The 22,490-nt window shown below is 54.9% G+C and carries 19 protein-coding genes and 1 other annotated feature; of the genes, 13 read left to right on the forward strand and 6 right to left on the reverse strand.

The genetic code is table 11. The features are described from left to right. The first annotated feature begins 87 nt into the window (after positions 1-87). The 3 genes from gltB (at position 88) to AC4G46_RS05255 (ending at position 7,152) form a co-directional block, all read left to right on the forward strand. Positions 88-4,683, forward strand: coding sequence for a glutamate synthase large subunit (gene gltB / locus AC4G46_RS05245; protein ID WP_491128796.1), 4,596 nt, complete (start codon positions 88-90; stop codon positions 4,681-4,683). Positions 4,684-5,447: 764 nt separating this feature from the next. After that, on the forward strand, positions 5,448-6,377 hold the full coding sequence (locus AC4G46_RS05250; protein WP_491126996.1) for an ABC transporter ATP-binding protein: 930 nt from the start codon (positions 5,448-5,450) through the stop codon (positions 6,375-6,377). Further along, entirely contained in the window at positions 6,370-7,152 is a 783-nt protein-coding gene (locus AC4G46_RS05255) for an ABC transporter permease (protein ID WP_491128797.1), read from the forward strand. Before AC4G46_RS05250 ends, AC4G46_RS05255 begins: the two co-directional genes overlap by 8 nt. A gap of 48 nt (positions 7,153-7,200) precedes the next feature. Here AC4G46_RS05255 and AC4G46_RS05260 read toward each other — a convergent pair whose 3' ends face one another. Next, positions 7,201-7,650, reverse strand: coding sequence for a bactofilin family protein (locus tag AC4G46_RS05260; protein WP_491126997.1), 450 nt, complete (start codon positions 7,648-7,650; stop codon positions 7,201-7,203). Between the two features lie 24 nt (positions 7,651-7,674). After that, positions 7,675-8,898, reverse strand: a complete 1,224-nt coding sequence (locus AC4G46_RS05265) for a peptidoglycan DD-metalloendopeptidase family protein (protein WP_491126998.1) — start codon at positions 8,896-8,898, stop codon at positions 7,675-7,677. Between the two features lie 245 nt (positions 8,899-9,143). On the opposite strand from AC4G46_RS05265, the gene cls reads away from it, so the two are divergent. Together cls and AC4G46_RS05275 are read left to right on the forward strand one after the other, a co-directional pair. Next, positions 9,144-10,577 carry a cardiolipin synthase gene (gene cls / locus AC4G46_RS05270; RefSeq protein ID WP_491126999.1) on the forward strand — a complete coding sequence of 478 codons (1,434 nt, stop codon included), beginning with the start codon at positions 9,144-9,146 and terminating at the stop codon, positions 10,575-10,577. 166 nt (positions 10,578-10,743) lie between these two features. Beyond that, positions 10,744-11,655 carry a YitT family protein gene (locus AC4G46_RS05275; protein ID WP_491127000.1) on the forward strand — a complete coding sequence of 304 codons (912 nt, stop codon included), beginning with the start codon at positions 10,744-10,746 and terminating at the stop codon, positions 11,653-11,655. Positions 11,656-11,880: 225 nt separating this feature from the next. Here AC4G46_RS05275 and ligD read toward each other — a convergent pair whose 3' ends face one another. Genes ligD through ku form a run of 3 tightly spaced genes read right to left on the reverse strand, consistent with a single transcriptional unit; the run spans position 11,881 to position 14,745 of the window. After that, positions 11,881-12,765: a non-homologous end-joining DNA ligase gene (ligD, locus tag AC4G46_RS05280; protein ID WP_491127001.1), complete on the reverse strand. Its 885-nt coding sequence runs from the start codon at positions 12,763-12,765 to the stop codon at positions 11,881-11,883. 27 nt (positions 12,766-12,792) lie between these two features. After that, positions 12,793-13,740 carry an ATP-dependent DNA ligase gene (locus AC4G46_RS05285; RefSeq protein ID WP_491127002.1) on the reverse strand — a complete coding sequence of 316 codons (948 nt, stop codon included), beginning with the start codon at positions 13,738-13,740 and terminating at the stop codon, positions 12,793-12,795. Positions 13,741-13,773: 33 nt separating this feature from the next. Next, positions 13,774-14,745, reverse strand: a complete 972-nt coding sequence (ku, locus tag AC4G46_RS05290) for a non-homologous end joining protein Ku (RefSeq protein WP_491127003.1) — start codon at positions 14,743-14,745, stop codon at positions 13,774-13,776. A gap of 186 nt (positions 14,746-14,931) precedes the next feature. Here ku and AC4G46_RS05295 point away from each other — a divergent pair, with 186 nt between their 5' ends. Then, the gene (locus AC4G46_RS05295; protein ID WP_491127004.1) at positions 14,932-15,132 is read left to right on the forward strand and encodes a hypothetical protein; all 201 of its coding nucleotides are present in this window, start codon (positions 14,932-14,934) and stop codon (positions 15,130-15,132) included. A 115-nt stretch (positions 15,133-15,247) separates the two neighbouring features. After that, complete coding sequence (locus tag AC4G46_RS05300; protein ID WP_491127005.1) at positions 15,248-15,433, forward strand: H-type small acid-soluble spore protein; 186 nt, start codon at positions 15,248-15,250, stop codon at positions 15,431-15,433. Between the two features lie 72 nt (positions 15,434-15,505). Here AC4G46_RS05300 and AC4G46_RS05305 read toward each other — a convergent pair whose 3' ends face one another. Next, positions 15,506-15,649: a hypothetical protein gene (locus tag AC4G46_RS05305; RefSeq protein ID WP_491127006.1), complete on the reverse strand. Its 144-nt coding sequence runs from the start codon at positions 15,647-15,649 to the stop codon at positions 15,506-15,508. A gap of 69 nt (positions 15,650-15,718) precedes the next feature. On the opposite strand from AC4G46_RS05305, the gene AC4G46_RS05310 reads away from it, so the two are divergent. The 6 genes from AC4G46_RS05310 (at position 15,719) to AC4G46_RS05335 (ending at position 22,261) form a co-directional block, all read left to right on the forward strand. Beyond that, complete coding sequence (locus AC4G46_RS05310) at positions 15,719-16,726, forward strand: DMT family transporter (RefSeq protein ID WP_491127007.1); 1,008 nt, start codon at positions 15,719-15,721, stop codon at positions 16,724-16,726. 105 nt (positions 16,727-16,831) lie between these two features. Beyond that, positions 16,832-17,320 carry a tRNA (adenosine(37)-N6)-threonylcarbamoyltransferase complex ATPase subunit type 1 TsaE gene (gene tsaE / locus AC4G46_RS05315; RefSeq protein WP_491127008.1) on the forward strand — a complete coding sequence of 163 codons (489 nt, stop codon included), beginning with the start codon at positions 16,832-16,834 and terminating at the stop codon, positions 17,318-17,320. Then, positions 17,320-18,150 (forward strand): tRNA (adenosine(37)-N6)-threonylcarbamoyltransferase complex dimerization subunit type 1 TsaB, encoded by an 831-nt coding sequence (tsaB, locus tag AC4G46_RS05320; RefSeq protein WP_491128798.1) that lies wholly within the window; start codon positions 17,320-17,322, stop codon positions 18,148-18,150. The genes tsaE and tsaB overlap by 1 nt, the downstream gene beginning before the upstream one ends. Beyond that, on the forward strand, positions 18,147-18,671 hold the full coding sequence (gene rimI, locus AC4G46_RS05325; protein ID WP_491127009.1) for a ribosomal protein S18-alanine N-acetyltransferase: 525 nt from the start codon (positions 18,147-18,149) through the stop codon (positions 18,669-18,671). The genes tsaB and rimI overlap by 4 nt, the downstream gene beginning before the upstream one ends. Beyond that, entirely contained in the window at positions 18,668-19,717 is a 1,050-nt protein-coding gene (gene tsaD / locus AC4G46_RS05330) for a tRNA (adenosine(37)-N6)-threonylcarbamoyltransferase complex transferase subunit TsaD (protein ID WP_491127010.1), read from the forward strand. The genes rimI and tsaD overlap by 4 nt, the downstream gene beginning before the upstream one ends. Before the next feature lie 433 nt (positions 19,718-20,150). Beyond that, positions 20,151-20,439: a binding site (T-box leader), on the forward strand. A gap of 265 nt (positions 20,440-20,704) precedes the next feature. Next, on the forward strand, positions 20,705-22,261 hold the full coding sequence (locus AC4G46_RS05335) for a 2-isopropylmalate synthase (RefSeq protein ID WP_491128799.1): 1,557 nt from the start codon (positions 20,705-20,707) through the stop codon (positions 22,259-22,261). The last annotated feature ends 229 nt before the right edge of the window (positions 22,262-22,490 follow it).

Here is a 22,490-nt window from a genome sequence, read left to right on the forward strand (position 1 = left end):
AATCTGGCTTGAATAAATATTAAGTATTTCTTTGTAACATTTTCCTGAGAATCAAGGTACTACTTTAGAATAGAAAGGTTGCGTATGATGAGACACACTGAACTGCCCAACAAACAAGGTCTTTATGATCCCCAGTTCGAAAAAGATGCATGCGGCATGGGCTTTGTTGCCCATATTAAAGGTAAACCTTCCCATGATATCGTAAGCAACGCTTTGACCATGCTCTTTAATATGGAGCATCGCGGCGGACAGGGAAGCGAGCCGAACTCCGGTGACGGAGCCGGCATTATGCTGCAAATTCCGCACCGTTTCTTTGCCGGTGAAGCCAGCAAGCTTGGCTTTGAGCTGCCGGAACAGGGCCAATATGGCGTGGGTATGATCTTTTTGTCTCATAACGAGGAGATCCGTGCCCGTCATGAAGCTCTGTTAAGCGAGATTATTGCTGAAGAAGGCCAGACAGTGCTGGGATACCGTGATGTTCCCACCTATGATGAAATGCTGGGCAAAACCGCTAAGGCTGCCAAGCCTTATGTACGCCAGGTGTTTATCGGCCGTGCGGAAGGCCTTGCTGATGAGCTGGCTTTTGAACGCAAGCTGTTTGTAATCCGCAAGCGTGCAGAGCTTGCTATCCGCTACGGCGGTGTTGAAGAGGCTGAATCCTTCTATATGCCAAGCATGTCCTGCCGCAAGATCGTATACAAAGGCATGCTTACAACCGAGCAGGTAGGCCAGTTCTACCTGGATCTGCAGAATGAAGCCCTGGAGTCGGCAATTGCCCTCGTTCACTCCCGCTTCAGCACGAACACGTTCCCGAGCTGGGAGCGTGCCCACCCGTACCGCTTCATGATCCACAACGGTGAGATCAATACGCTGCGGGGGAATGTGAACTGGATGCATGCCCGCCAGTCCTTGTTCAAGAGTGAAGTATTCGGGGAATCCCTCGGCAAAATCAAGCCGATTGTAAATCCTGACGGTTCGGATACCGCTATGTTCGATAACACCTTTGAATTCCTCTATCTCAGCGGACGCTCTCTGCCGCATGTGGCCATGATGATGGTTCCTGAGCCTTGGAGCAACCATGAGACTATGAGCGAAGAGAAGAAGGCGTTCTACGAGTATCACAGCACGCTGATGGAGCCGTGGGACGGGCCGGCCGCAATGGGCTTTACCGACGGTGTACAAATCGGTGCGATGCTTGACCGCAACGGTCTGCGTCCTGCGCGTTATTATGTAACCAAAGACGATATGATTATCTTATCCTCAGAGGCTGGAGTGCTTGATATTCCGGCAGAGGATGTATTATACAAAGACCGTCTGAGACCGGGCCGTATGCTGCTTGTAGATACGAAGCAGGGCCGGATTATCTCGGATGAGGAAGTTAAAGCCCAAATCGCTTCCGAGCAGCCTTACCGCCAGTGGCTCGATGAGCATCTGATCGGTCTGGATCAGCTTCCTGAAGCGCCTGAGCTGCCAAATCCTAAGCATGACAATGTGCAGCAGCTGCAGCAGTCGTTTGGCTATACCTTTGAAGATCTGCGCAAGGTGCTTGAGCCTATGGCCTCCACCGGCGCCGAAGCCGTTGGCTCGATGGGCTATGATGCCCCGCTGGCCGTGCTTTCGGACCGTCCGCAGCGTCTCTATAACTACTTTAAACAAATGTTCGCACAGGTAACCAATCCGCCGATCGATGCTATCCGTGAGGAGCTGGTTACGTCTACCGCTACCACAATCGGTCCGGAACGCAACCTGCTGAAGCCTGAACCGGAGAGCTGCCGGCAGATTTCCCTGGAGTCGCCGATCCTCTCCAATGAGGATTTCGCCAAGATCCGCCACGTCCGCCGTGCCGGCTTCAAGTCGATGTCGATTCCGATCCTGTTCCCGGCTGAGCTTGGAGCGGAAGGCATGCGCATTGCGCTTGAGCGCATGAATGAAGCGGCTGACCGTGTAATGGCCAAAGGCCACAATATCCTTATCCTGTCTGACCGCGGCGTAGACCGTGAGAATGCAGCTATTCCGGCGCTGCTGGCTGTATCCAGCCTGCATCACCATCTGATCCGCTCCGGATCGCGCACCAAGGTCAGCATTCTGCTGGAGTCCGGCGAACCGCGTGAAGTACATCATTACGCGCTGCTGCTTGGTTACGGCGTGAGTGCAGTCAATCCGTATCTTGCATTTGAGAGCTTGGACGATATGATCGGCCAGGGTCTGCTGCGCGGCATCTCGCATGAGAAGGCTGTTAAGAACTACATCAAGGCTGCGACAAAGAGCGTAGTTAAAATATTGTCCAAAATGGGTATCTCCACAATTCAGTCGTACCGCGGCGCACAGATTTTTGAAGCGGTCGGCCTGAGTACAGAGTTTGTGGACCGTTACTTTACCTGGACGCCTTCCCGCATCGGCGGTATCGGCCTTGCAGAAGTGGCGGCTGAAGCCCTGATGCATCACAACCGCGCATTCACTGACAAGGACGGCAACGACAAGGTGCTCGATTCCGGCGGCGACTATCAATGGCGCAGTGACGGGGAAGATCATTTGTTCAACCCGCAGACCATTCATCTGCTGCAGCATTCTGTGCGAAGCGGTGACTACGCGCTGTATAAGAAATACGCGGCGCTTGTTCAAGGGGAGAGCAAGAAGCACCAGACGATCCGCTCCATGCTGGAATTTAAATCCGTGAACCAGCCGGTTCCGCTGGATGAGGTTGAACCGGCAGAATCGATCATGAAACGCTTCAAGACCGGAGCAATGTCATTCGGCTCCATCAGTAAGGAAGCCCATGAAACGCTGGCGATTGCAATGAACCGCATCGGCGGCAAGAGCAACACCGGTGAGGGCGGGGAAGATCCGGCCCGCTTCATTCCTGACGCTAACGGCGATTCCCGCCGCAGTGCGATCAAACAGGTGGCATCGGGACGCTTCGGGGTAACCTCGAACTATCTGGTGAACGCCGATGAAATCCAGATCAAGATGGCACAGGGAGCTAAGCCTGGTGAAGGCGGACAGCTTCCGGGCCGCAAGGTTTATCCTTGGGTTGCGGAAGTGCGCGGCTCTACAGCAGGCGTAGGCCTGATCTCGCCGCCGCCGCATCATGACATCTACTCGATCGAGGATCTGGCAGAGCTGATCTATGATCTGAAGAACGCTAATCCGCGGGCCAGCATTAACGTGAAGCTGGTGTCTGAGGTTGGTGTCGGAACGATTGCCGCCGGCGTAGCCAAAGGCCGTGCCGACATTATCCTGATCAGCGGTTATGACGGCGGTACCGGGGCTTCCCCGATGAACTCGATCCGCCATGCCGGTCTGCCATGGGAGCTCGGGCTTGCCGAGACTCACCAGACGCTTATGCTGAACAATCTGCGTGACCGTGTTGTACTGGAAACCGACGGCAAAATGCTCAGCGGACGCGACCTTGCGGTAGCTGTACTGCTGGGAGCCGAAGAATACGGATTCGCAACCGCGCCGCTCGTAGCGGTAGGCTGTATCATGATGCGTGTCTGCCAGATGGACACCTGTCCGGTCGGCGTTGCCACCCAGAATCCGGATCTGCGCAAAAACTTTACCGGCGATCCGCAGCATGTCGTTAACTTCATGACCTTTGTAGCTCAGGATCTGCGTGAAATTATGGCAGAGCTTGGCTTCCGGACCATTGAAGAGATGGTTGGACGTACGGATTGCCTGGATGCTGTCCATGCTGATTACCACTGGAAGAAGAAGGGTGTCGATCTGAGCGGCCTGCTGCATACACCGGAACTGCCGGAAGGAAGCACCCGCTTCCGCAGCAAGTTCCAGAACCACGGCCTGGAAGAAACGATTGATGTATCGAAGCTGCTCGATCTGGCGGCTCCGGCACTGGAATCCGGCCAGCCGGTGGAGGTATCCCTGCCGATTACCAACGTCAACCGTGCTGTCGGTACCATCCTGGGCAGTGAGCTGACCCGCAAATACGGGGCTGCCGGACTGCCGGATGATACGATCCGCCTGAACTTCACCGGCTCTGCCGGACAAAGTCTTGGTGCTTTCGTACCTAAGGGGATCACGATTACGGTCGAAGGCGACTCCAATGACTATGTGGGTAAGGGACTGTCCGGCGGCAAGCTGATCATCAAGCCGTCGCCTAAGGCTACCTTTGCCGCTGAAGATAACATCATTATCGGAAATACCGCGCTCTACGGGGCAACCGGCGGTGAAGCGTATATCAACGGTATTGCCGGTGAACGGTTTGCTGTCCGCAACTCGGGCGCGAATGTAGTCGTAGAAGGCGTGGGCGACCACGGCTGTGAATATATGACCGGCGGCCGTGTAGCCGTGCTGGGTGCAACCGGCCGCAACTTCGCGGCAGGGATGTCCGGCGGTATCGCCTATGTCTACGATCCGGAGAACAGCTTCATCAAACGCTGCAACCTGGAAATGGTTCTGCTGGAGCGGGTTGAAGAAGCTGAGGAAGCAGCAGAGCTGCACAAGCTGATCAGCCGTCATGCCGAGCTTACTGGCAGTGCTGCCGCAGGCCGGATTCTGGACTCCTGGGAAGCGTCGCTGCCTAAGTTCGTCCGCGTCATTCCGAAGGATTACAAACGGATGCTGGAGCAGATCCGCAAGGTGGAGCAGACCGGCCTGACCGGCGAAGCTGCCCTGATGGCTGCTTTTGAGGCCAATATGCGTGAGCTTGCGCGTGTTGGAGGCTAAATCATCATAGCCGTGTCTTTTTGACCGGTTTAATGGAATAAAGAGAAAAGGGCTGTATTCTTCCGCTTGGCGAAGGATACGGCCCTTTTTCATATGTACCGTTATAGTTGGTGGCACTCCTCCATCCTAAGCATGATAAATAGTTAATCATGGATTAACTCCATTAAAGCAGGCCTGTCAGCTCAGTCCAAAATGCAGGAGTGGGCAAACCTCCCCAAAGTAGGCAGAGTGAGCGGAAATAGAGGGAAAAATCCCGTTATTTCTGTTGAACATTGTCCTATTTAAAGTTTGACGGCGGTTAATTCAGGCTTATAGGTAGAGGGGGGCGCATGGAGCGACATTCTTCATAAAATTTTCTATATATGCAGGGTTACCGTCCTATTAAACCGTCTATTAGTTAACTCTGCCTTTTTCCCTGGTTTTCAGAAAAAAGGCAGGATGTGGTAAAATGGAAAATATATAAAATGAAATGGCTATATAGATTTAACTGGAAATTTATGTTAAGGAAGAGTGATGGAGGGGAATTTTGGAACTGGAGGAGCGTAGCGACCGCCTGAAAGCTTTTCGTAGGAAAGCTCGCTACGGAAGCATAGGCAGTCTGCGGATTTCAACCGTTAAGAACGGTATAAATAAAGAAATCTGCAGAAGGGCAGCGGCCGGAAGTCCAAATATTCTCTGGAGTCACGGCTAATCCTAATACAGGATATTTCTTTGTTCAATCTAAAATTATTTCATTTTATAAACGAAAGAAAGGAAGTGAAGGAATGCCACTTACGGCAGAATCGGCGAATAAGCCTGTAGCCAGCCTGATGGGGGTAAGCAAAAAAATCGGCTCCAAAACACTGGTAAGTGATCTGACGCTGGATATTCCGTCCGGACAGATCTTCGGGTTCCTTGGGCCCAACGGCGCCGGGAAAACAACTACGATCCGCATGATGGTCGGTCTGATCTCGATCAGCCGCGGTGATATTCTGATCTGCGGACGCAGCATCAAGGATCATTTTGAAGAGGCTGTGGCTAATGTCGGTGCGATCGTGGAGAATCCGGAAATGTACAAGTTCCTGAGCGGCTACCAGAATCTGCGCCAGTATGCCCGGATGGTTCCCGGTGTTACAAAGCAGCGGATTGATGAGGTTGTGCAGCTGGTCGGGCTTGGTCAGAGAATTAACGACAAAGTCAAAACCTATTCGCTTGGTATGCGCCAGCGGCTGGGCGTGGCCCAGGCCCTGCTGCACCGGCCGAAGCTGCTGATCCTTGATGAGCCGACGAATGGTCTTGATCCCCAGGGCATCCGGGAGCTGCGCGACTATTTGCGGCGGCTGTGCCAGGAGGAGGGGACGACCGTATTTGTCTCCAGCCACCTGCTGTCCGAGATGGAGCTGATGTGTGACAGTGTGGCAATCATCCAGAACGGCCGGCTGATTGATGTCAAGCAGCTAAAAGCAGTAGGAGACGCTGTATTGCCGGTCACGGAAACGCTGTTTGAGGTTGATGATCCTGAGGGTGCGCTGGCCGTGCTGGGACAAGGTATGTTTAAAAACGGAGGGATCTCCGTGGAGGCCGCGCGTGAGGACATTGCTGAGCTGAATGCAAGACTTGTGGCGGCAGGCTTCAAAGTTTATAGCATCAGGGCGCTGTCACGGTCACTGGAAGATCAATTCCTGGAGATTACCGGAGGTGAAGGCATTGGGTGAGTTCGCAGCTCTCATACATAATGAGAACATCAAGATTTACAGCCGGGTCCGCACATGGGTTATGCTGGTTATCTTGGGTCTCATGAGTGCGCTGTTTCCGGCACTGATTTATTTTACAAGCAATTCTGATCCGGTTGGAGTGTGGGATAATTTTCAGCTGACGGTTACGATCTCCTTCTTTTTGAATACCATCTTTACGGTGGTGATCGCTTCTGATGCTGTGGCCGGTGAATTTTCCTGGGGGACCATCAAGCTGCTGCTGATCCGTCCGTGGAGCCGCTCCAAAATTCTGCTCTCGAAATACATTTCGATGATTCTGTTCAGCTTGCTCAGCACTGCTGTGCTGGTTGCTTTCGGCTATGCGTCATCGCTCATTTTCTCCGGACAGGATACCTCTGATGTAACCAATCTGATGTCCTGGACCCCGGCGGAATACTCATTGATGGATTTGTTCTGCCGCTATATTGAGCTGTTCCTGACAGCAGCCCTTGCCTTTATGGTATCCAGTGTCTTCCGTGCAAGCGGGCTGGCGATCGGACTGTCGCTGTTTATCATGTTCACCAAAAATATTTTTGTCCAGATTTTTAATCCTGAACGCTTCCAGTGGGCCAAGTATCTGATCTTTACCCATATGGATCTGCGGGGCTATTTGCTTAGCGATACGGGTCCGGGAGGGGTCAGCCTCGGCTTCTCGGTTGCAGTGCTGGCTGCCTACTATGTGCTGTTTCTGGCAGTTTCCTGGTTTGTCTTCAGCAAAAGAGATGTGGCTGCCTAGACAGGGCATCTTATACAAAAAAAGTGAGGCTAAGCGGGCAGCGCCCGCTTAGCCCGCTTCGCGTTTGCCCTGCTGCTTGGACCCGCGCTTGCCTGCTTTATCCGTGTTCTCCGCCCCGGCGGCGGCGTCTGACAGCAAGGCTGCAGGTTGTTCGGCTGTAGCAATTGAGCCGTTCAGCACACTGCCTTCCATAATGCTCAGCGTGCCCGCCAGAATGTTGCCGTGCAGCTGACCGGTGCCTGTCATGGTGAGCCGCTGATCCGCTGTGACGTCACCGTACACTTTTCCGGCTATGATGATTTCTTTGGCTTTAATTGTGGAGCGTGCGGTTCCTTGTTCACCGATTGTAACGGTCCCCTGGCAATGGATTTCCCCGCTGAAGTTCCCCTCAATCCGCAGATTCGTATCACACTGCACCTTGCCCTCCAGATTGCCCCCGTGGCCGATCAGCGAATCCGTTGACCTGAACGGCGCAGCCTGCTTGCGTTTATTCCACATGTGTACCCACCTCTCCTCCATGTTCTATGGTTTGACATAACCCAAAGGGTTGACCGCTTTATTCTGCTTGATAACCTGAAAATGCAGATGCGGCCCCGTGCTGCGTCCCGTATTGCCAAGAGTGCCGATTTGATCGCCTTTGCCGACCTTGTCACCGGCGGAGACGGTCATGCTGTTCAGATGCATGTACCAGGTTTCGAGACCGTTTGCATGCTTGATAATAATGTATTTGCCTCTTGCGCCCATTTGATCCGACGCTGTAACCTCGCCTTCCATGGCTGCATAGATGGGGTCTCCGATACTGCCGGCAATATCGATGCCCGAGTGATAGGCGGAGATTCCCTTGAAGGGATCAGAACGGTAGCCGAAGCTGGAGGTAATGACCTTGGAACGGGTAGGCCAGATAACGGCCGGAGCCAGACGTGCTTTCTCAGCGAGGGCCTGGCTGGCCTTAAGCTGGGCCTCTGCATCCCGGACCTCTTTGGCTCCTGTAATGGTGGCGGACAGGCTGGCCAGCATCTCATCCAGCAGGCTGCGGATTTCTTCGTAGTCATCCCGTGCCTCCTGTACCATTCCCAAGGGATCATCCTGATAGACAGCGATATATTCTCCGCCTACCTGCGGAGTTACCGTGTTGTTGATTGCGCCCGAAATGGCTCCCAGACGGAAGCTGATGGCCGGCAGGGAGGCAACAACGGCGACGGCAGGACTTAGCTGCGGTCCTGCATTCAAGGCAGCTGCTCTGTAGCCTGCGGACGGGCCTGCTGCAGTAACCGCAAATGCATTTCCGGAAGTGGATACCTGGGGAATCCCTGAGATAGAGGCAGAGTCCATATCTGCATCTGAATCTGTACCAGAATGTGCACCGGGTGCTTCTTCTGTATCAATCAGCGACTGCAGTTCTGCTTCAAGCTCACTTACACTTTTGAGCTTGTCTTTGATTACCTCGGCTTCTTCGGACAGCTCAATTACCTGGCTGCGGAGCTGCTGCAGCGTCTGATCCTTGTCGGCCACCTTCATCTCCATCCGGAGATTGGCCAGCGACAAGGAGGCGGCCTCCGCCTCCAGCTCGGCAATGGAACGTGAGGCATGAAAATGCATCGAGGTGACCAGACTGGAAATGGAAAGGGCGGCCGCAGCCGGCAGGGCCAGGGCCAGCGGCTTGGACAGCTGCAGTTGTCTGACCGGACGTCCGGCTTCGCGGACAACGAGCAGGGTAATCCGGTTATCCTTATGCTGGGTTTTCATAGCTTCTCCTTTCTGCGGCTGCGCGGCCGCCTTGTGCTTGGCTGTGAATCCGGAAATTCTGTAATCCTGGGGCTCATCCGATTTGTCCTATTACTCTATGTATTCAGGCCTTTGGATGAACATGACAACGGTTTGATTGAATAAAGAGGGAGAGTTCAGGCAAAACCTGTACTAGAATCAATCTGTCCGGGGCAGCGGATCAGAGGTTGCCGGCTGGTGTTTATTGAGATTGCGGAGGTGACGGCTTGACCATTATTGCTCTATTACTGGCTCTTTTTGTGCTGCAGATTGCAGCCATCATGCTGTTCGAATACCGCCGTCCGCAAAGGGCGATGGCCTGGATATTTCTCAGCTTCTGCTGTCCCCCGGCAGGTCTTGCGTTCTATTATTTCCTCGGGCGCGATTACTGGCAGAGCCGCAGAATCGGCAGGCGCTGTACGCCGGCGCGGCGCAGTGAAATCCGCACACATGTCTGCAGTAAAATCAGGATAATCAAAAAAACGGAGGAATGCGGAAATCCCAAATTTGCCGGCCGGGGCAGCCTGCTCCGACTGCTCTCTGGGCTGTCCGATATGAAGATTACCGGACGCAACCGCTGCCGGATCCTGCCGAACGCCGGGGCAGCGTATGAGGCGATACTGGAGGCAATGGAAGAGGCGCGGGAGCATATCCATATGGAGTTTTATATTTTCCGCGATGATGAAATTGGCGAACGGTTCCAGGATGTAATGGTCCGGAAAGCCCGCCAGGGGGTGAAGGTCCGGCTTTTGTGCGATGGCCTGGGCAGTCATGCGCTGGGTAAGCGGTTCATCCGGACGCTGAAAAATGCCGGCGTAGAGGTTCATTTCTTCCTGCCGCCGCTGGTATCGCTGCTAGAGCGGCGGTTCAATTTCCGGAATCACCGCAAAATTATGGTTGTCGACGGGCTGGTCGGGTTTACGGGCGGAATGAATGTGGGAGATGAGTATTTGGGCAAGGATCCCAAAATGGGCAACTGGCGCGATACTCATTTAAAGCTGGAGGGAGATGCGGTATATGATCTGCAATATGTATTCCTGAAGGACTGGAAGCTGGCCGCTGGAGACTGGCTCAGCCATCCGCGGTTTTTTCCGGAGCATCATTGCAGCGGGGAGGAGTCTGTGCTTCTTGTGGCCAGCGGGCCGGACGGCGCGGTGGATGCGTCCCAGGAGATGTTTTTTGGCGCTCTTACAGCGGCCAGAAAGCGGATATGGATCACCTCGCCTTATTTCATACCAGATCCGGCGATCTGCCGGGCACTGAAAAATGCGGTGCTGAGCGGAGTGGATGTGCGGATCATCATTCCGGCTAAACCGGACAACAAGCTTGTTTATGCTGCGTCCTTGTCGTATCTGGAGAATCTGCAGGATGCCGGGGTGAAATTTTACCGCTATACTGCGGGCTTCATGCATGCCAAGGTCATGATTGTGGATGATCTGCTGGCAACAGCCGGCAGTGCCAATCTGGATATGCGCAGCTTTTATTCCAATTTCGAGCTGACGGCGGTGCTGCTGGCCCCGGATATGGTTGCCCGGCTTGCCGCCGCTTTTGAAAAAGACCAGAAACACAGCGAGTTTATTGACCCTGAGAAGTTTATGAAGCGGGGCAGGAATGTCAAGTTGATTCAAGGTCTTTGTCAGCTGTTATCTCCGCTTTTATGACCAAAAATAGGACTAAACCTTAACTTTTCTAAGGCGCGAATATGTTCCATACCTTATTTGGCCGTCTTTTGTGATATAATATAAGTACGAGAAGAAATATAAGAAAGTATAGCTTAACCTTATGCTTTCAGTTATTCTTTGGACACTTATTTATAGGGGGAGTTCTATGACTGTGAGCCAGCAAATCTTTACGAATGAGGATCAGAAAAAGCCGCAGAAAGCATCCTTGAAAACCGCCAGACTGCGGTTTGCCGGGCGGGTGGTTATGATGGTGCTGGGTGCATCGATGATGTCGGTGGCCCTGGAAATTTTTCTGGTTCCCAATGAGTTGATTGACGGCGGAATAACCGGTATTTCCATTATGCTATCCCATATTTTTCATATTCCTCTCGGTATTTTGCTGACCCTGCTCAACCTGCCGTTTCTGATAATCGGCTACAAGCAGATCGGCAAGACCTTTGCCTTATCCACTTTATTTGCGGTTGTTGTCATGTCGATCGGTACTCAGCTGCTGCATCCCGTTAATCCGATTACCGTTGAGCCGCTGCTGGCAGCCGTGTTCGGTGGGGTTATCCTGGGCGTCGGGGTCGGGCTCGTTGTCAGATACGGAGGATCGCTTGACGGTACGGAGATTGTGGCTATTCTGGTTGCGAAGAAGCTGCCGTTCTCTGTCGGAGAAGTAGTTATGTTCTTCAACTTCTTTATCCTTTCCGGAGCGGGCTTTGTGTTCGGCTGGAATAATGCCATGTTTTCCCTGATTGCCTATTATATTGCCTTCAAGATGATTGATGTAACACTCGAAGGTCTGGACCAGTCGAAGTCGGTCTGGATTATCAGCGACAAGTTCCGCGACATCGGGGAAGCGCTGACGGAGCGTCTCGGGCGCGGTGTGACGTATCTGGATGGCGAAGGCGGTTTTTCCGGTGAAAATAAAAAGGTGATTTTTGTAGTCATTACTCGTCTGGAAGAAGCAAAGCTCAAGTCCATTGTAGAAGACTGGGATTCTGATGCATTTATTGCAATTGGCAACATCCACGATGTAAAAGGCGGCCGCTTCAAAAAGAAATCAATCCACTAGCGTGATCCGGGGGAACGGGTACGCTGTCCGAAGGAAGGTATATTTACGAAAGTCAGAGTAATCAATCCGGTGCCTGAAGCTCTTTGTACCGAATTCTCATATAGAACAATACCTTCCGTCCACAAGCTGGACGCCTGATAAGCCCGCAGCCAGTATAGGCATTGCGGGCTTATTGCTGTCTGTATGCTGTTCTGCGTCTCTGCCGGCCCTGCCTGATCTGCGGCTTCAAGGCAGCTTCGCAGCTATCTCACCAACAGGCTGTGGCGCAACCCGTGCAATAAGATCACCCGTGCGGTTCAGCCGTTCTTCAATATTCAGCAGATGATAATCAAGCGGTGACACGTTGCGGGCAACCTCTTCCCACAGCAGCGGAGTGGACACGGTAGCTCCCGGGCGTGCCCGGGGAGTATACGGGGCAGCCAGCGTTTTGCCGCCGTAATGCTGGAGATAATCAAAGTAAATCCTATCGCCGCGGTGTTTTTTCAGGCGTTCCAGCGTGAACAGGTCAGGACGCTTCTCGGTCACATAACGCCCGATGAAATGTCCCGTCTTGCGCAGCTCTTCAAAAGTAATACCCTGCTGTACCGGAACAATAATCTGAACCCCTGTTGCCCCGGAGGTTTTGGGAACCGAGGACAGTCCCAGTGATTTGAGCACATCGCCGACCAGGGCGGCTGCTTCCATAATGCGCGGCTCCACCTCAAGGGAAGGATCGAGGTCAATCATCCACTCACAGGGCAGGCTGCTTCCGGCGTAATGCAGGGACGGATGAAACTCCAGCGCGGCCAGATTCCCCAGCCATAACAGCTCCGGCAAGCCATGCAGAACAATATATTCGATCCCGTCCTGCACGGCTGTTTTTACAAATTCAGGACGCGGCTGTGGGGCGTTTTTCTGATAAAAGGACATCCCGGGAACGCCGTGGGGGTATCTTATCACCGTCAGCAGCCGGTTTCTGCAGTAGCTGAGCAGGTAAGGCGAAAGGGCGGCCAGCTTCTGCAGATAGATCCGCTTTGTAATCCCCATCTCCGGCCAAAGCGGCTTCTCGGGGTTCGTAACCGTGATCTCCTGCCCGTCAACGGTAATCGTGCCTTTTAGGGCTGCCGGCATACAGATTCACCTCCTGTAAAATAGTGCTCAGCCTCTTTGCTCCAGGCGGCAGGACTCAGCCGGCAAATCTACCTGTGCCTGGATGACCGGCTGGCGCAGCGTTCCGGAGGGGTTCCACTCCAGAAAATGCAGCTTGAACACCAGGCTCGGCCTGATCCATACGGCATCCTTGCTGCGCTCCGGCAAGGATGCAAAAGGCGATGCCGGTACAGTCAGGTTATGGGCCTGGGCAGTCAGATTACGCCAGTCCATGGCGGTCATTCTGCCGGCCCCGGCATGGCCGATGTAGTGCAGCCTGCCTTCCTTGTCATAAAGACCGAGCAGCAGGGCATTAACGATCCCGTCCCGGAAGGTGACTCCTCCGGCTACAGCGGTTACGTCGAGGATGATCTTCCGCTTCTGCCAGCGCTTGTCTTTGCCGCCCAGAGCATAGGTGCTGCCCAGGTCTTTGCAGACAATCCCCTCTAATCCTCCGCTGCTGGCAGCGGCAAACAGCTGTGCCGGATCAGTGTAGCTTGGCACATACTGCACATGGGGATGGGGCAGCAGCATATCCTGCAGCATCTGCTGCCGCATGGACAAGGGCTGATCCAGCAGCCACTTGCCGCTGCAGTACAGCATGTCGAATACCATATAGAGTACCGGAACCTGCGGCAGCACGGCCCGGACTGCGGCTTCGCTTCTCACGCCGTCACGGCGCATCACTTCATGAAAGGACGGCTTACCGCCGGCCAGCGCGATAATTTCACCGTCCAGAATGAAGCTGTCTGCCCGGCAATAGCGGTCCTGCACAGCCAATTCGGGGTATTGCATCGTACGCCGGTTGCCCCGGCGGTTAACAAGCTCTATGCGGCTGCCGTCATAATAGGACAGCATGCGGACCCCGTCCCATTTGATCTGGGCAATCCACTGGCTGCCGGAGGGAAGCTGCGCAGCAAGCACCGGTTCGAACGGTGTAACAGGCTTCAAATCCATCAAACCGCCTCCTTGGGTGACCGACCGTCCGCGTCAGGATACGGTCTCTTTGCTTTTTGGGCTGCGCCGTTTGGTCTTGGGGGCAATGACCGGAATGGGTCCGGTTGCTTCGCTGAGGACAGGAGTACCGGCTGCCGCTTCGGCGCCGCTGGCCTTGGCTGTTCTTTTTCGGGTGCCGGCAGCCGTTTTGGGCTTGCTGGCTGCCGCGGCCGGAGCTGTTCCGGGATCGCTCGGGATATGCTGAACCGCCTCGATGCTGGCCTGCAGCGCGGCCATCAGGTCAATTACATTGCTCTCCTGGCGGGCCGGTGCGATGTGGAATTCCTCGCCGGAAATTTTGTGCGAGATCAGATCCAGCATCCGCTGGCGGTAATCATCGGTATACTTGCCCGGCTCAAACGGAGTGGACAGCTGGGAGATCAGCAGCTTGGCCATTTCCAACTCCTTGTCGCTGACAATTCCCGCTTCCGGCAGCCCCGGAACTTGGGTTACAGGCCGCACCTCATCCGGATAAAAAATCGTCTCAATCGCCAGGCAGTTCTCCAGCACCCGGATGGCCGCCAGACTGCTTTTGGAACGGATGGAAATTTTGGCGATTCCGATTTTGCCGGTCTGGCGCATCGCCTCCATCAGCAGCCTATAGGCATTACTGCCGGCCTGGTCCGGGGACAGGTAGTAGGTTTTTTGAAAATAAATCGGGTCAATCTCCGTCAAATCCACGAAATCCAGAATCGTGATGCTCTTGCTGCTCTCCTCGGTCAGCTGCTCCAGTTCTTCCTTGTCGAACAGGACAAACTTACCCTTTTCATATTCATAGCCCTTGCCGATCTCCTCCCACCCGACTTCCTTTTCGCATACAGGACATTTACGGACATAGGATAACGGGCTTCCGCATTCCTTATGGATGTAACGGAGTGAAATGTCTTTATCCTCGGTTGCCGAGAACATTTTGACCGGGACGTGCACCAGGCCGAAGCTGATGGCCCCTTTCCAGACGGTATGCATGGATATCGCCTCCTGATTTATAAGTGCTGAAAGAAGTGTTGTATGAGCTGAAACCTCATCATGTAATTACTGTTTAGTATGGTGTGCGGGCGCAGTTTCTACCCTGATGCATTTTTTGCGAGTCTTGGGAAAAAATAAAGCCGGGCTTGTAAAAAGCCAACATTCCGGCAGTCATGTCTGTCATGTATGGAGAAAAGCGGAGGGATAAGAACCATGGGCAAGGGGCGCAAGGAATGGCTTGATGATTTATCCGAACAGGATATTCCTGCCGAGGTTGTGGACTGGGCTGGTATTATTGCCGATCCGGATGAAGAGGATTCCGGTCCGGAGGCCGGATATCTCGATGCCGATGCCACCATCGGTGAGCCTGAGGCGGATGAGGAGTAAGCGGAAGTTAGAACTGTGCTGATACTGAGGCGAGTGTATGCATTGGAGGCCAGTATGGTACACCGCTATTCAGATGACTTATGCTAAATACACAAACATTAAGGAGAGTTAAATCATGGACGTAAAACGGGCAAAGGACATATATGCATCCAAGGAGATGATCCCGGTTCATCTGGACGGGGAGTCGGTATGGATTGAGCGTGTGGACGAGCAAAATGGAATGGCGACGGTACAGGTAGGCTCACGTCCAACCAATACGCATACAGTTGGAGTAGAGCGGCTGGAGGAGCAGCGTAAATAACTGCGGTGTGCGCAATTAAATCTGCAGATGACACAGAATACAGATTTTAGCGAGTAGTTTTGAAGGGTTTAATCAGCGGCAGAGCAGCGTTGTCCGGATTACGGGGGATGGCTGCTCTGTTTTGCTGTGTTCATAAACAGGCAGGCTGCTGGAGGATGTCTGTCCGGCGGCTGTGTTCACGGCGGAGTGAATACCGAGCTGCCGTACAGCTGACACAAGGGTTGACGGTGGAGAAAGCCTGACCCTATATTGGGGAGGTGAATTTGATGAAAAGAGATGATGAGCGTGCGTCCTATTTTACTTGGTGTCTGTTCGGCGCTGTTTTTTGCGGTAACCTTTGTCCTTAACCGGCGGATGGAGCTGTCGGGAGGCAGCTGGGCGTGGAGCGCCTCACTGCGCTATCTGTTTACACTGCCGTTTCTGGTGGCGATTGTTGTGGGGCGCGGCAGGCTGAAGCCGCTGCTGGCAGCGATGAAGGAGCGCCCGGGGGCCTGGCTGCTCTGGGGAACGGTCGGCTTTGGCCTGTTCTACGCGCCAATCTGCTTCGCGGCTGCTTATGCGCCAGGCTGGCTGACCGCCGGAACCTGGCAGATCACCATTATCTCCGGTTCACTCCTGGCCCCGTTCTTCGGACAATGGGCTGCCGGATCCGGAGGCACAAGCGTCTATGAACGGGGCAGGATTCCGCTGCGCGGCCTTGGCCTGTCCCTGATCATTCTGGCTGGTGTAGCGCTGCTCCAGGCCGATCATGCCCGTGAGCTGGAACCGTCACAGGTACTGCTGGGCATAGTCCCGGTTCTGATCGCATCCTTCGCGTATCCGCTTGGTAACCGCAAGACAATGGAGCTGTGCGGGGAGCGGCTTGACGTATTTCAGCGTATTCTCGGCATGACACTGGCCAGCCTGCCGTTCTGGCTTGTGATCTCGCTCATCGGTCTGGCAGATACCGGGCTGCCCTCCGGCTCCCAGACCCTGCAGTCTGTCATTGTAGCTCTATCCTCAGGTGTAATTGCCACCGTCCTGTTTTTCCGGGCTACAGACATGGTCCGCAGCAGCATGAGCGGACTGGCTGCGGTGGAAGCCACCCAGTCACTGGAGGTGCTGTTTGCGCTGATCGGGGAAATCCTGATTCTGTCTGCACCGCTGCCTTCCCTGCTGTCCTGGACTGGAATCGCGGTCATTATTGCCGGAATGGTGCTGCACAGCCTGTTTTCCGGACACACCCCGAAGAAAAAACAGGCAGACATAAGCAGGCAGCCGCATTCATCCTTTACGGCCGGAAGCCGGGAATAGAGAGGGTTGTTGCGGGACAAGTAGCATACCGATATAATTAAAAGTATTGTTATGCTATGTCGGTTCATGTCTTTAAAAGGATACTATATAAGGTGGAGTTGCAGCTTGGACAATAATGTTGAAACGGTATTTACGTACCGTTCACACAGCCTTCAGGATACGGAGCTGCTTGCAGCTGCGATAGCCGGTGCGGCATCGGCAGGCATGGTGATCGGCCTCGATGGTGACCTGGGTGCCGGCAAGACGGCATTTTCGCAGGCTTTTGCGCGCCATCTGGGTGTAGAGGGGATTGTAAACAGTCCTACATTTACAATTATCAAAGAATACAACGGACGCCTGCCGCTGTACCATATGGATGTGTACCGGATCTCCCCGCAGGAAGCGGACGAGCTGGGACTCGATGAATATTTCTACGGGCAGGGAGTCTGCCTGGTGGAATGGAGCAGTATCATTACAGATTTGATGCCCGAGCGGCATCTGCATCTATACATGGAAACGGCTGGACCGGAGGAACGCCTGATTACGGTGAAAGCAGCCGGTGAGCCATACGGCGGACTGTGCCGCGAGCTGATCCAGAAGTGGGGTAACGAATGATGATGAACGAAAATAACGGGCCGCGCAAGCGGCTTTTGGCGCTGGATACTTCGACGGCCATTCTGGGCGTGGCTGTTACGGAGGAAGGCAGGGTGCTGCATGAGATTAATGCATCCGGGGAGCGGAACCATTCCGTGCATCTGCTCCCGATCATTGAGCAGGCAATGCAGGCCAGCGGTACCGCTGCATCCATGCTAAAGGGAATAGCTGTGGGCGTCGGCCCGGGATCTTACACCGGGACGCGTATTGCGGTATCCGCGGCCAAGACATTGGCCTGGGCCTGGAAGGTGCCGGTTGCCGGCGTTTCCAGCCTGCATGCGCTGGCCTGGGGCGGTTATGCTGCAGCGCTGGAGAAGCAGGCGGAAGGCCCGGCTGCTGAAGCGGGACAAGGCGGATATGGACCCGACTGGATCATCCCGCTGATCGATGCCCGACGCGGTCAAGCCTACACCGGGCTGTTTGCAGCTGATGGCCAGGCTGCTCCGCAGCGTCTTGAAGCAGATGCCATCCGGCTTATGGCTGACTGGGTAGCGCATCTTGCCGGGCGGCTGAAGCAGGCAGAGGCAGAGGGCATGAGGCCGCGCGTCCTGTGGTTCGTAGGTGAAACCGCCCAGCATGCAAGCGACGCCAGCCTCGAGCCGCTGCTTGGCGAGGCTGAAATTCAGCCGGTGCCGTACGAGCTGGAAGGACGCTGGGCCGGCTTTCTCGGTGAGGCGGGACTGCTGGCGGGCAGTGATGATGTTCACGGGTTAATCCCGAACTATACCCAGCTTTCTGAAGCGGAAGCCAATCTGCGCCGGAGCAGTGAAGGGAGCAGAAGCCAAGTATGACGGAGCCTATGATAGTGGGAGATCAGGGAAGCGAGCTTGTTTTTCGCCTGATGAAGCTTGAGGATATTCCGGAAATTCTCGTAATTGAGCGGGAAGCCTTCACCATGCCGTGGACCGAGGAAGCTTTCCGCAATGAGCTGACGCATAATCATTTCGCCAAATATATGGTGATGGAGCTGCAGGGGCGCATTATCGGATATGCCGGGATGTGGGCGATAGTTGATGAGGCGCACGTAACAAACATTGCGCTCCTGGAGGCTTACCGGGGACGTAAATGGGGAGAGCGGCTGCTCGATGAGCTGATGAAAACAGCCGGCTTCCTGGGCATGAAATCAATTACACTTGAGGTCAGGGTCTCGAATGAGGTGGCCCAGAACCTGTACCGCAAAAAAGGCTTCCGTCCGGCCGGAACCCGCAAAGGGTATTATTCGGACAACCGCGAGGATGCGCTCATCATGTGGGCGGACCTGCCGGCTTACGGGGAGCAGGGAATGATGGAAGGAAGAGTGGATCTGAAATGAATACAGAAACGGGCGCAGCTGCGCCTGTACTTATATTGGCTATCGAGACGAGCTGTGATGAAACCTCGGTAGCTGTTGTCAAGGACGGCTGTGAGGTGCTGGCGAACATCATCTCCAGCCAGATCGAAACCCACCGCGCTTTTGGCGGTGTAGTACCGGAGGTTGCCTCCCGCAAGCATGTGGAGGTCATTACCCTGGTCATTGAGGAGGCAATGGCAGCTGCCGGTGTAGAGCCGCATGAGCTTACAGCCATTGCGGTAACCCAGGGTCCGGGGCTGGTCGGTGCGCTGCTGGTCGGTGTCGTGGCTGCTAAGAGCCTGGCGCTGGCCTGGGGCAAGCCGCTGATCGGCACCCATCATATCGCAGGACATATTTATGCCAACCGGCTGGTTAAGGAGCTGCAATATCCGTGTATGACGCTGGTTGTATCCGGCGGGCACACGGAGCTGGTGAATATGGAGCGCGAAGGGGAGTTCCGGATTATCGGACGCACCCGTGACGACGCGGTGGGTGAAGCTTACGACAAGGTCGCTCGCGCCCTGGGCTTCCCGTATCCGGGAGGTCCGCATGTCGACCGGCTCGCTCATGAAGCGGAAGAGGCAGTAGCCCTGCCGCGGGTATGGCTGGAGCCCGATTCATACGATTTCAGCTTCAGCGGCTTGAAGTCGGCTGTGCTGAATGTGGTCAACCAGAGCAAGATGAAGGGGCTGACTCCGGATGTGGCCGGTATTGCCCGGGGCTTCCAGGAGTCCGTGGTGGAGGTTCTGGTGGAGAAGGCCGTGCGTGCGGTCAAAGCCAATAAAGCCAAGCAGCTGCTGCTCTGCGGCGGAGTTGCTGCCAATAAAGGGCTGCGCGAAGCACTGGTGTCACGCTGTGAGAAAGAGGGCATCGAGCTGATTATTCCTCCGGCGGTATACTGCACGGATAATGCGGCGATGATCGGGGCGGCAGCCTACGTGAAATGGCGGCATGACGGCAGTACACCGCTCGATATGGTCGCCGATCCCGGCTTGTCGCTGGAGAAGTGGTCAGTTTCTGCCTATTGACATCTTTTGAACGATAAGCGTATAATCAACCCAATCCAAATAATGAAACGCAATGAAGAGAAGCAGTAAGGTAATTCCGGGTTAAGAGAACTGCGGGTAGGTGCGACGCAGCCGAAGGAGACCTGAACTCGTCTTGGAGCGGAGCGGTGGAAGCGGGATGTTTTTCTGGAGGAGATTCCGGGAAGAACATTAAACGGCACACTAATGTGCCGGGCCTTTCGTACACCGTCTACGGCTAACCTCCGTGAAAGGGTGGTCAGCAATGGTAGGGTGATTGAAGTCATCCGGATGCTTTTGCCTGATTAATTGAGTGGATATTCTCCGGACGGCCTGATACGGCTGAACCGGGATATCAACAAGAGTGGTACCGCGAAGGTGAACAGCCTGTCGTCTCTTGAATGAGACGGCGGGCTTTTTTGTATGCTTATAAGGATTAAATGCGATGAACGGGAGCAGTAGATGATGAAGGTGTGCAGAGAGCTGCGGGTTGGTGCGACGCAGTCACCTGAGAGGCATTGAATCTCGCCCGGGAGCGGAGCGGCGGAAACAATGTACGCCGCAACGGAAGTCCCCGTTACCGGACACTCATACTTGCCTGACCATGACTGCATGGACCAGAGCAGGTATGGGGTGAGCTGGACGCAGCTTGCGGTTTGCCGTGAAGGTAAGCCGGATGCGTCAAGAAGAGTGGTACCGCGGAGGGGTAACCCGCCGTCTCTTTATGGAGACGGCGGGTTTTTTGTCGTTTCAGAAAGGTATTGGGGGCCCCGCAAAGGTCCTGAGTCGGCTTTCATGTAAAAGCCCCATTTCTGTGGGGGAGTTTGTGTTAATTCGCAGTTAGCCGGGCTATGGCCCGGTATTTATCTGCTATTGGATCGGGTGCTGCCGGCAGCAGTGGGCGGGAACAGAAGCAGGGTACAAGTCGACGTGTGCCCTGCATCAGCGGAAGGACAGCTTAAATTAACTTACATTTCAGGAGGGTTCATGATGATTATTCCGGTAAAAAAACGTATTCAGATTTTTGACACGACGCTGCGGGACGGCGAGCAGGCACCGGGGGCCAGCCTGACCCCTGAGCAGAAGATTGTTCTGTCCCACAAGCTTGCCGAACTGGGAGTAGATGTACTGGAACCGGGCTTTCCGGTCTCAAGCCCGGGGGATTTTGCCGCAGTAGAGACCATTTCACGGAAGGTACAGGGTGTAGAGATTTGCGGCTTCGCCCGTGCGGTCCGCGGGGATATCGATGCAGCTGTCCGGGCAACCCGGGATGCGGCGCGGCGGCGGATTCACCTGTTCATCTCCTCCTCCGATATTCATCTGAAGCATCAGCTCCGCAAGAGCCGGCCTGAGGTGGTTGCAGCCGCCCGTGAAATGACGGCCTATGCCCGCCAGTTCTGCGATGTGGTGGAATTCACCGCGATGGATGCGGCCCGGACGGGAATCGATGACCTGATTGAAATGGTTGAGGCCGTTATTGAGGAGGGGGCCAGCATCATTAATCTGCCGGATACAGTCGGCTATGCCTTACCGCACGAATACGGGGAGATGTTCCGGCGGGTGCGCCTGGGAGCCAGAGGCGGACAGAACGTAAGCTACAGCGCCCATTGTCATAACGATCTGGGGCTTGCCGTTGCGAACAGTCTGGCCGCCATTGAAGGAGGGGCAACGCAAATCGAGGTTACCGTGAACGGCGTCGGGGAGCGTACCGGAAACTGTGCTCTGGAGGAGCTGGTCATGGCGCTTGAGACCAGAGGGGATGTGCTTGGCGCGGAGACGGGAATCGTGCTGGATAAGCTGTATGATACCTCGCGGCTGATCAGCGGGGCGATGCATTTCCCGATTGCCTTCAACAAGCCTGTCGTCGGGCGCAATGCCTTCCAGCATGAATCCGGCATCCATCAGGACGGCCTGCTGAAGGACCGCAGCACCTATGAGATTATGGACCCTGAACGGCTGGGCATTCCGCGCAGCATGATTATTCTGGGCAAGCACTCCGGCCGGCATGCGCTGAAGGACCGTGCCGCCAAGTACGGTGTTGCTTTGGATACGGCAGAGCTGGATGCGCTCTACGAATCCTTTAAGGAGAAGGCAGACCGCCAGAAAGCAGTCAGCGATGACGAGCTTCTGCGCATGGTCAGCAGTGCGACCGGACAGCAGGCGCAGTTCTATGAGCTTGGCGATGTCCAGGTGCTTGCCGGCAGTGCGCCGCGCCGGGTGGCTGCAGTGACCGTGCGTAATCTGCAGAGCGGTGCGGAGCAAGCCTACACCAGCACAGGCAGCGGCCCGCTGGAAGCAGTGATTGCAGCAATCAGTCGGGGGATTGCCGAGAGTATCGGGTTTGCCGGTCTCGAGCTGCATTCACTGGGCAGCGGAGAGCAGGCCCAGGCTGAAGCCGCAGTCATGGTGGAATGGAACGGCGCCAAATTCAGAGGCACGGCGATTCATCAGGATATCGTAATGGCGGCGGGAATAGCCTATGTAGCCGCCTGCAATGCGGCGCTGCTCTCCGCCCGTGCGGAAACCGGCCAGGAGACGGCCGTGTAACCGGCAGTGCAGACGGGTTTGGACAGTTTGCGGGCTCAGATGACAAGAGGCCAGCGTCCACCAGGCTGCAGGCCGGGAACGGGGGGAATCGTCCAAGCGGAAGCAGAGCGCGTGCAGAAGCAGATTTGCAGAATATTAAGGTGATTTTTTGCGGCAGATTATGTTGTCTGAAAAGGTAGAAATTTAGCGAATGCGTGTTTTGTCAAGCTGTGGACAACGTTATCCACAT

This window comes from Paenibacillus sp. fava2 (genome assembly GCF_058313675.1).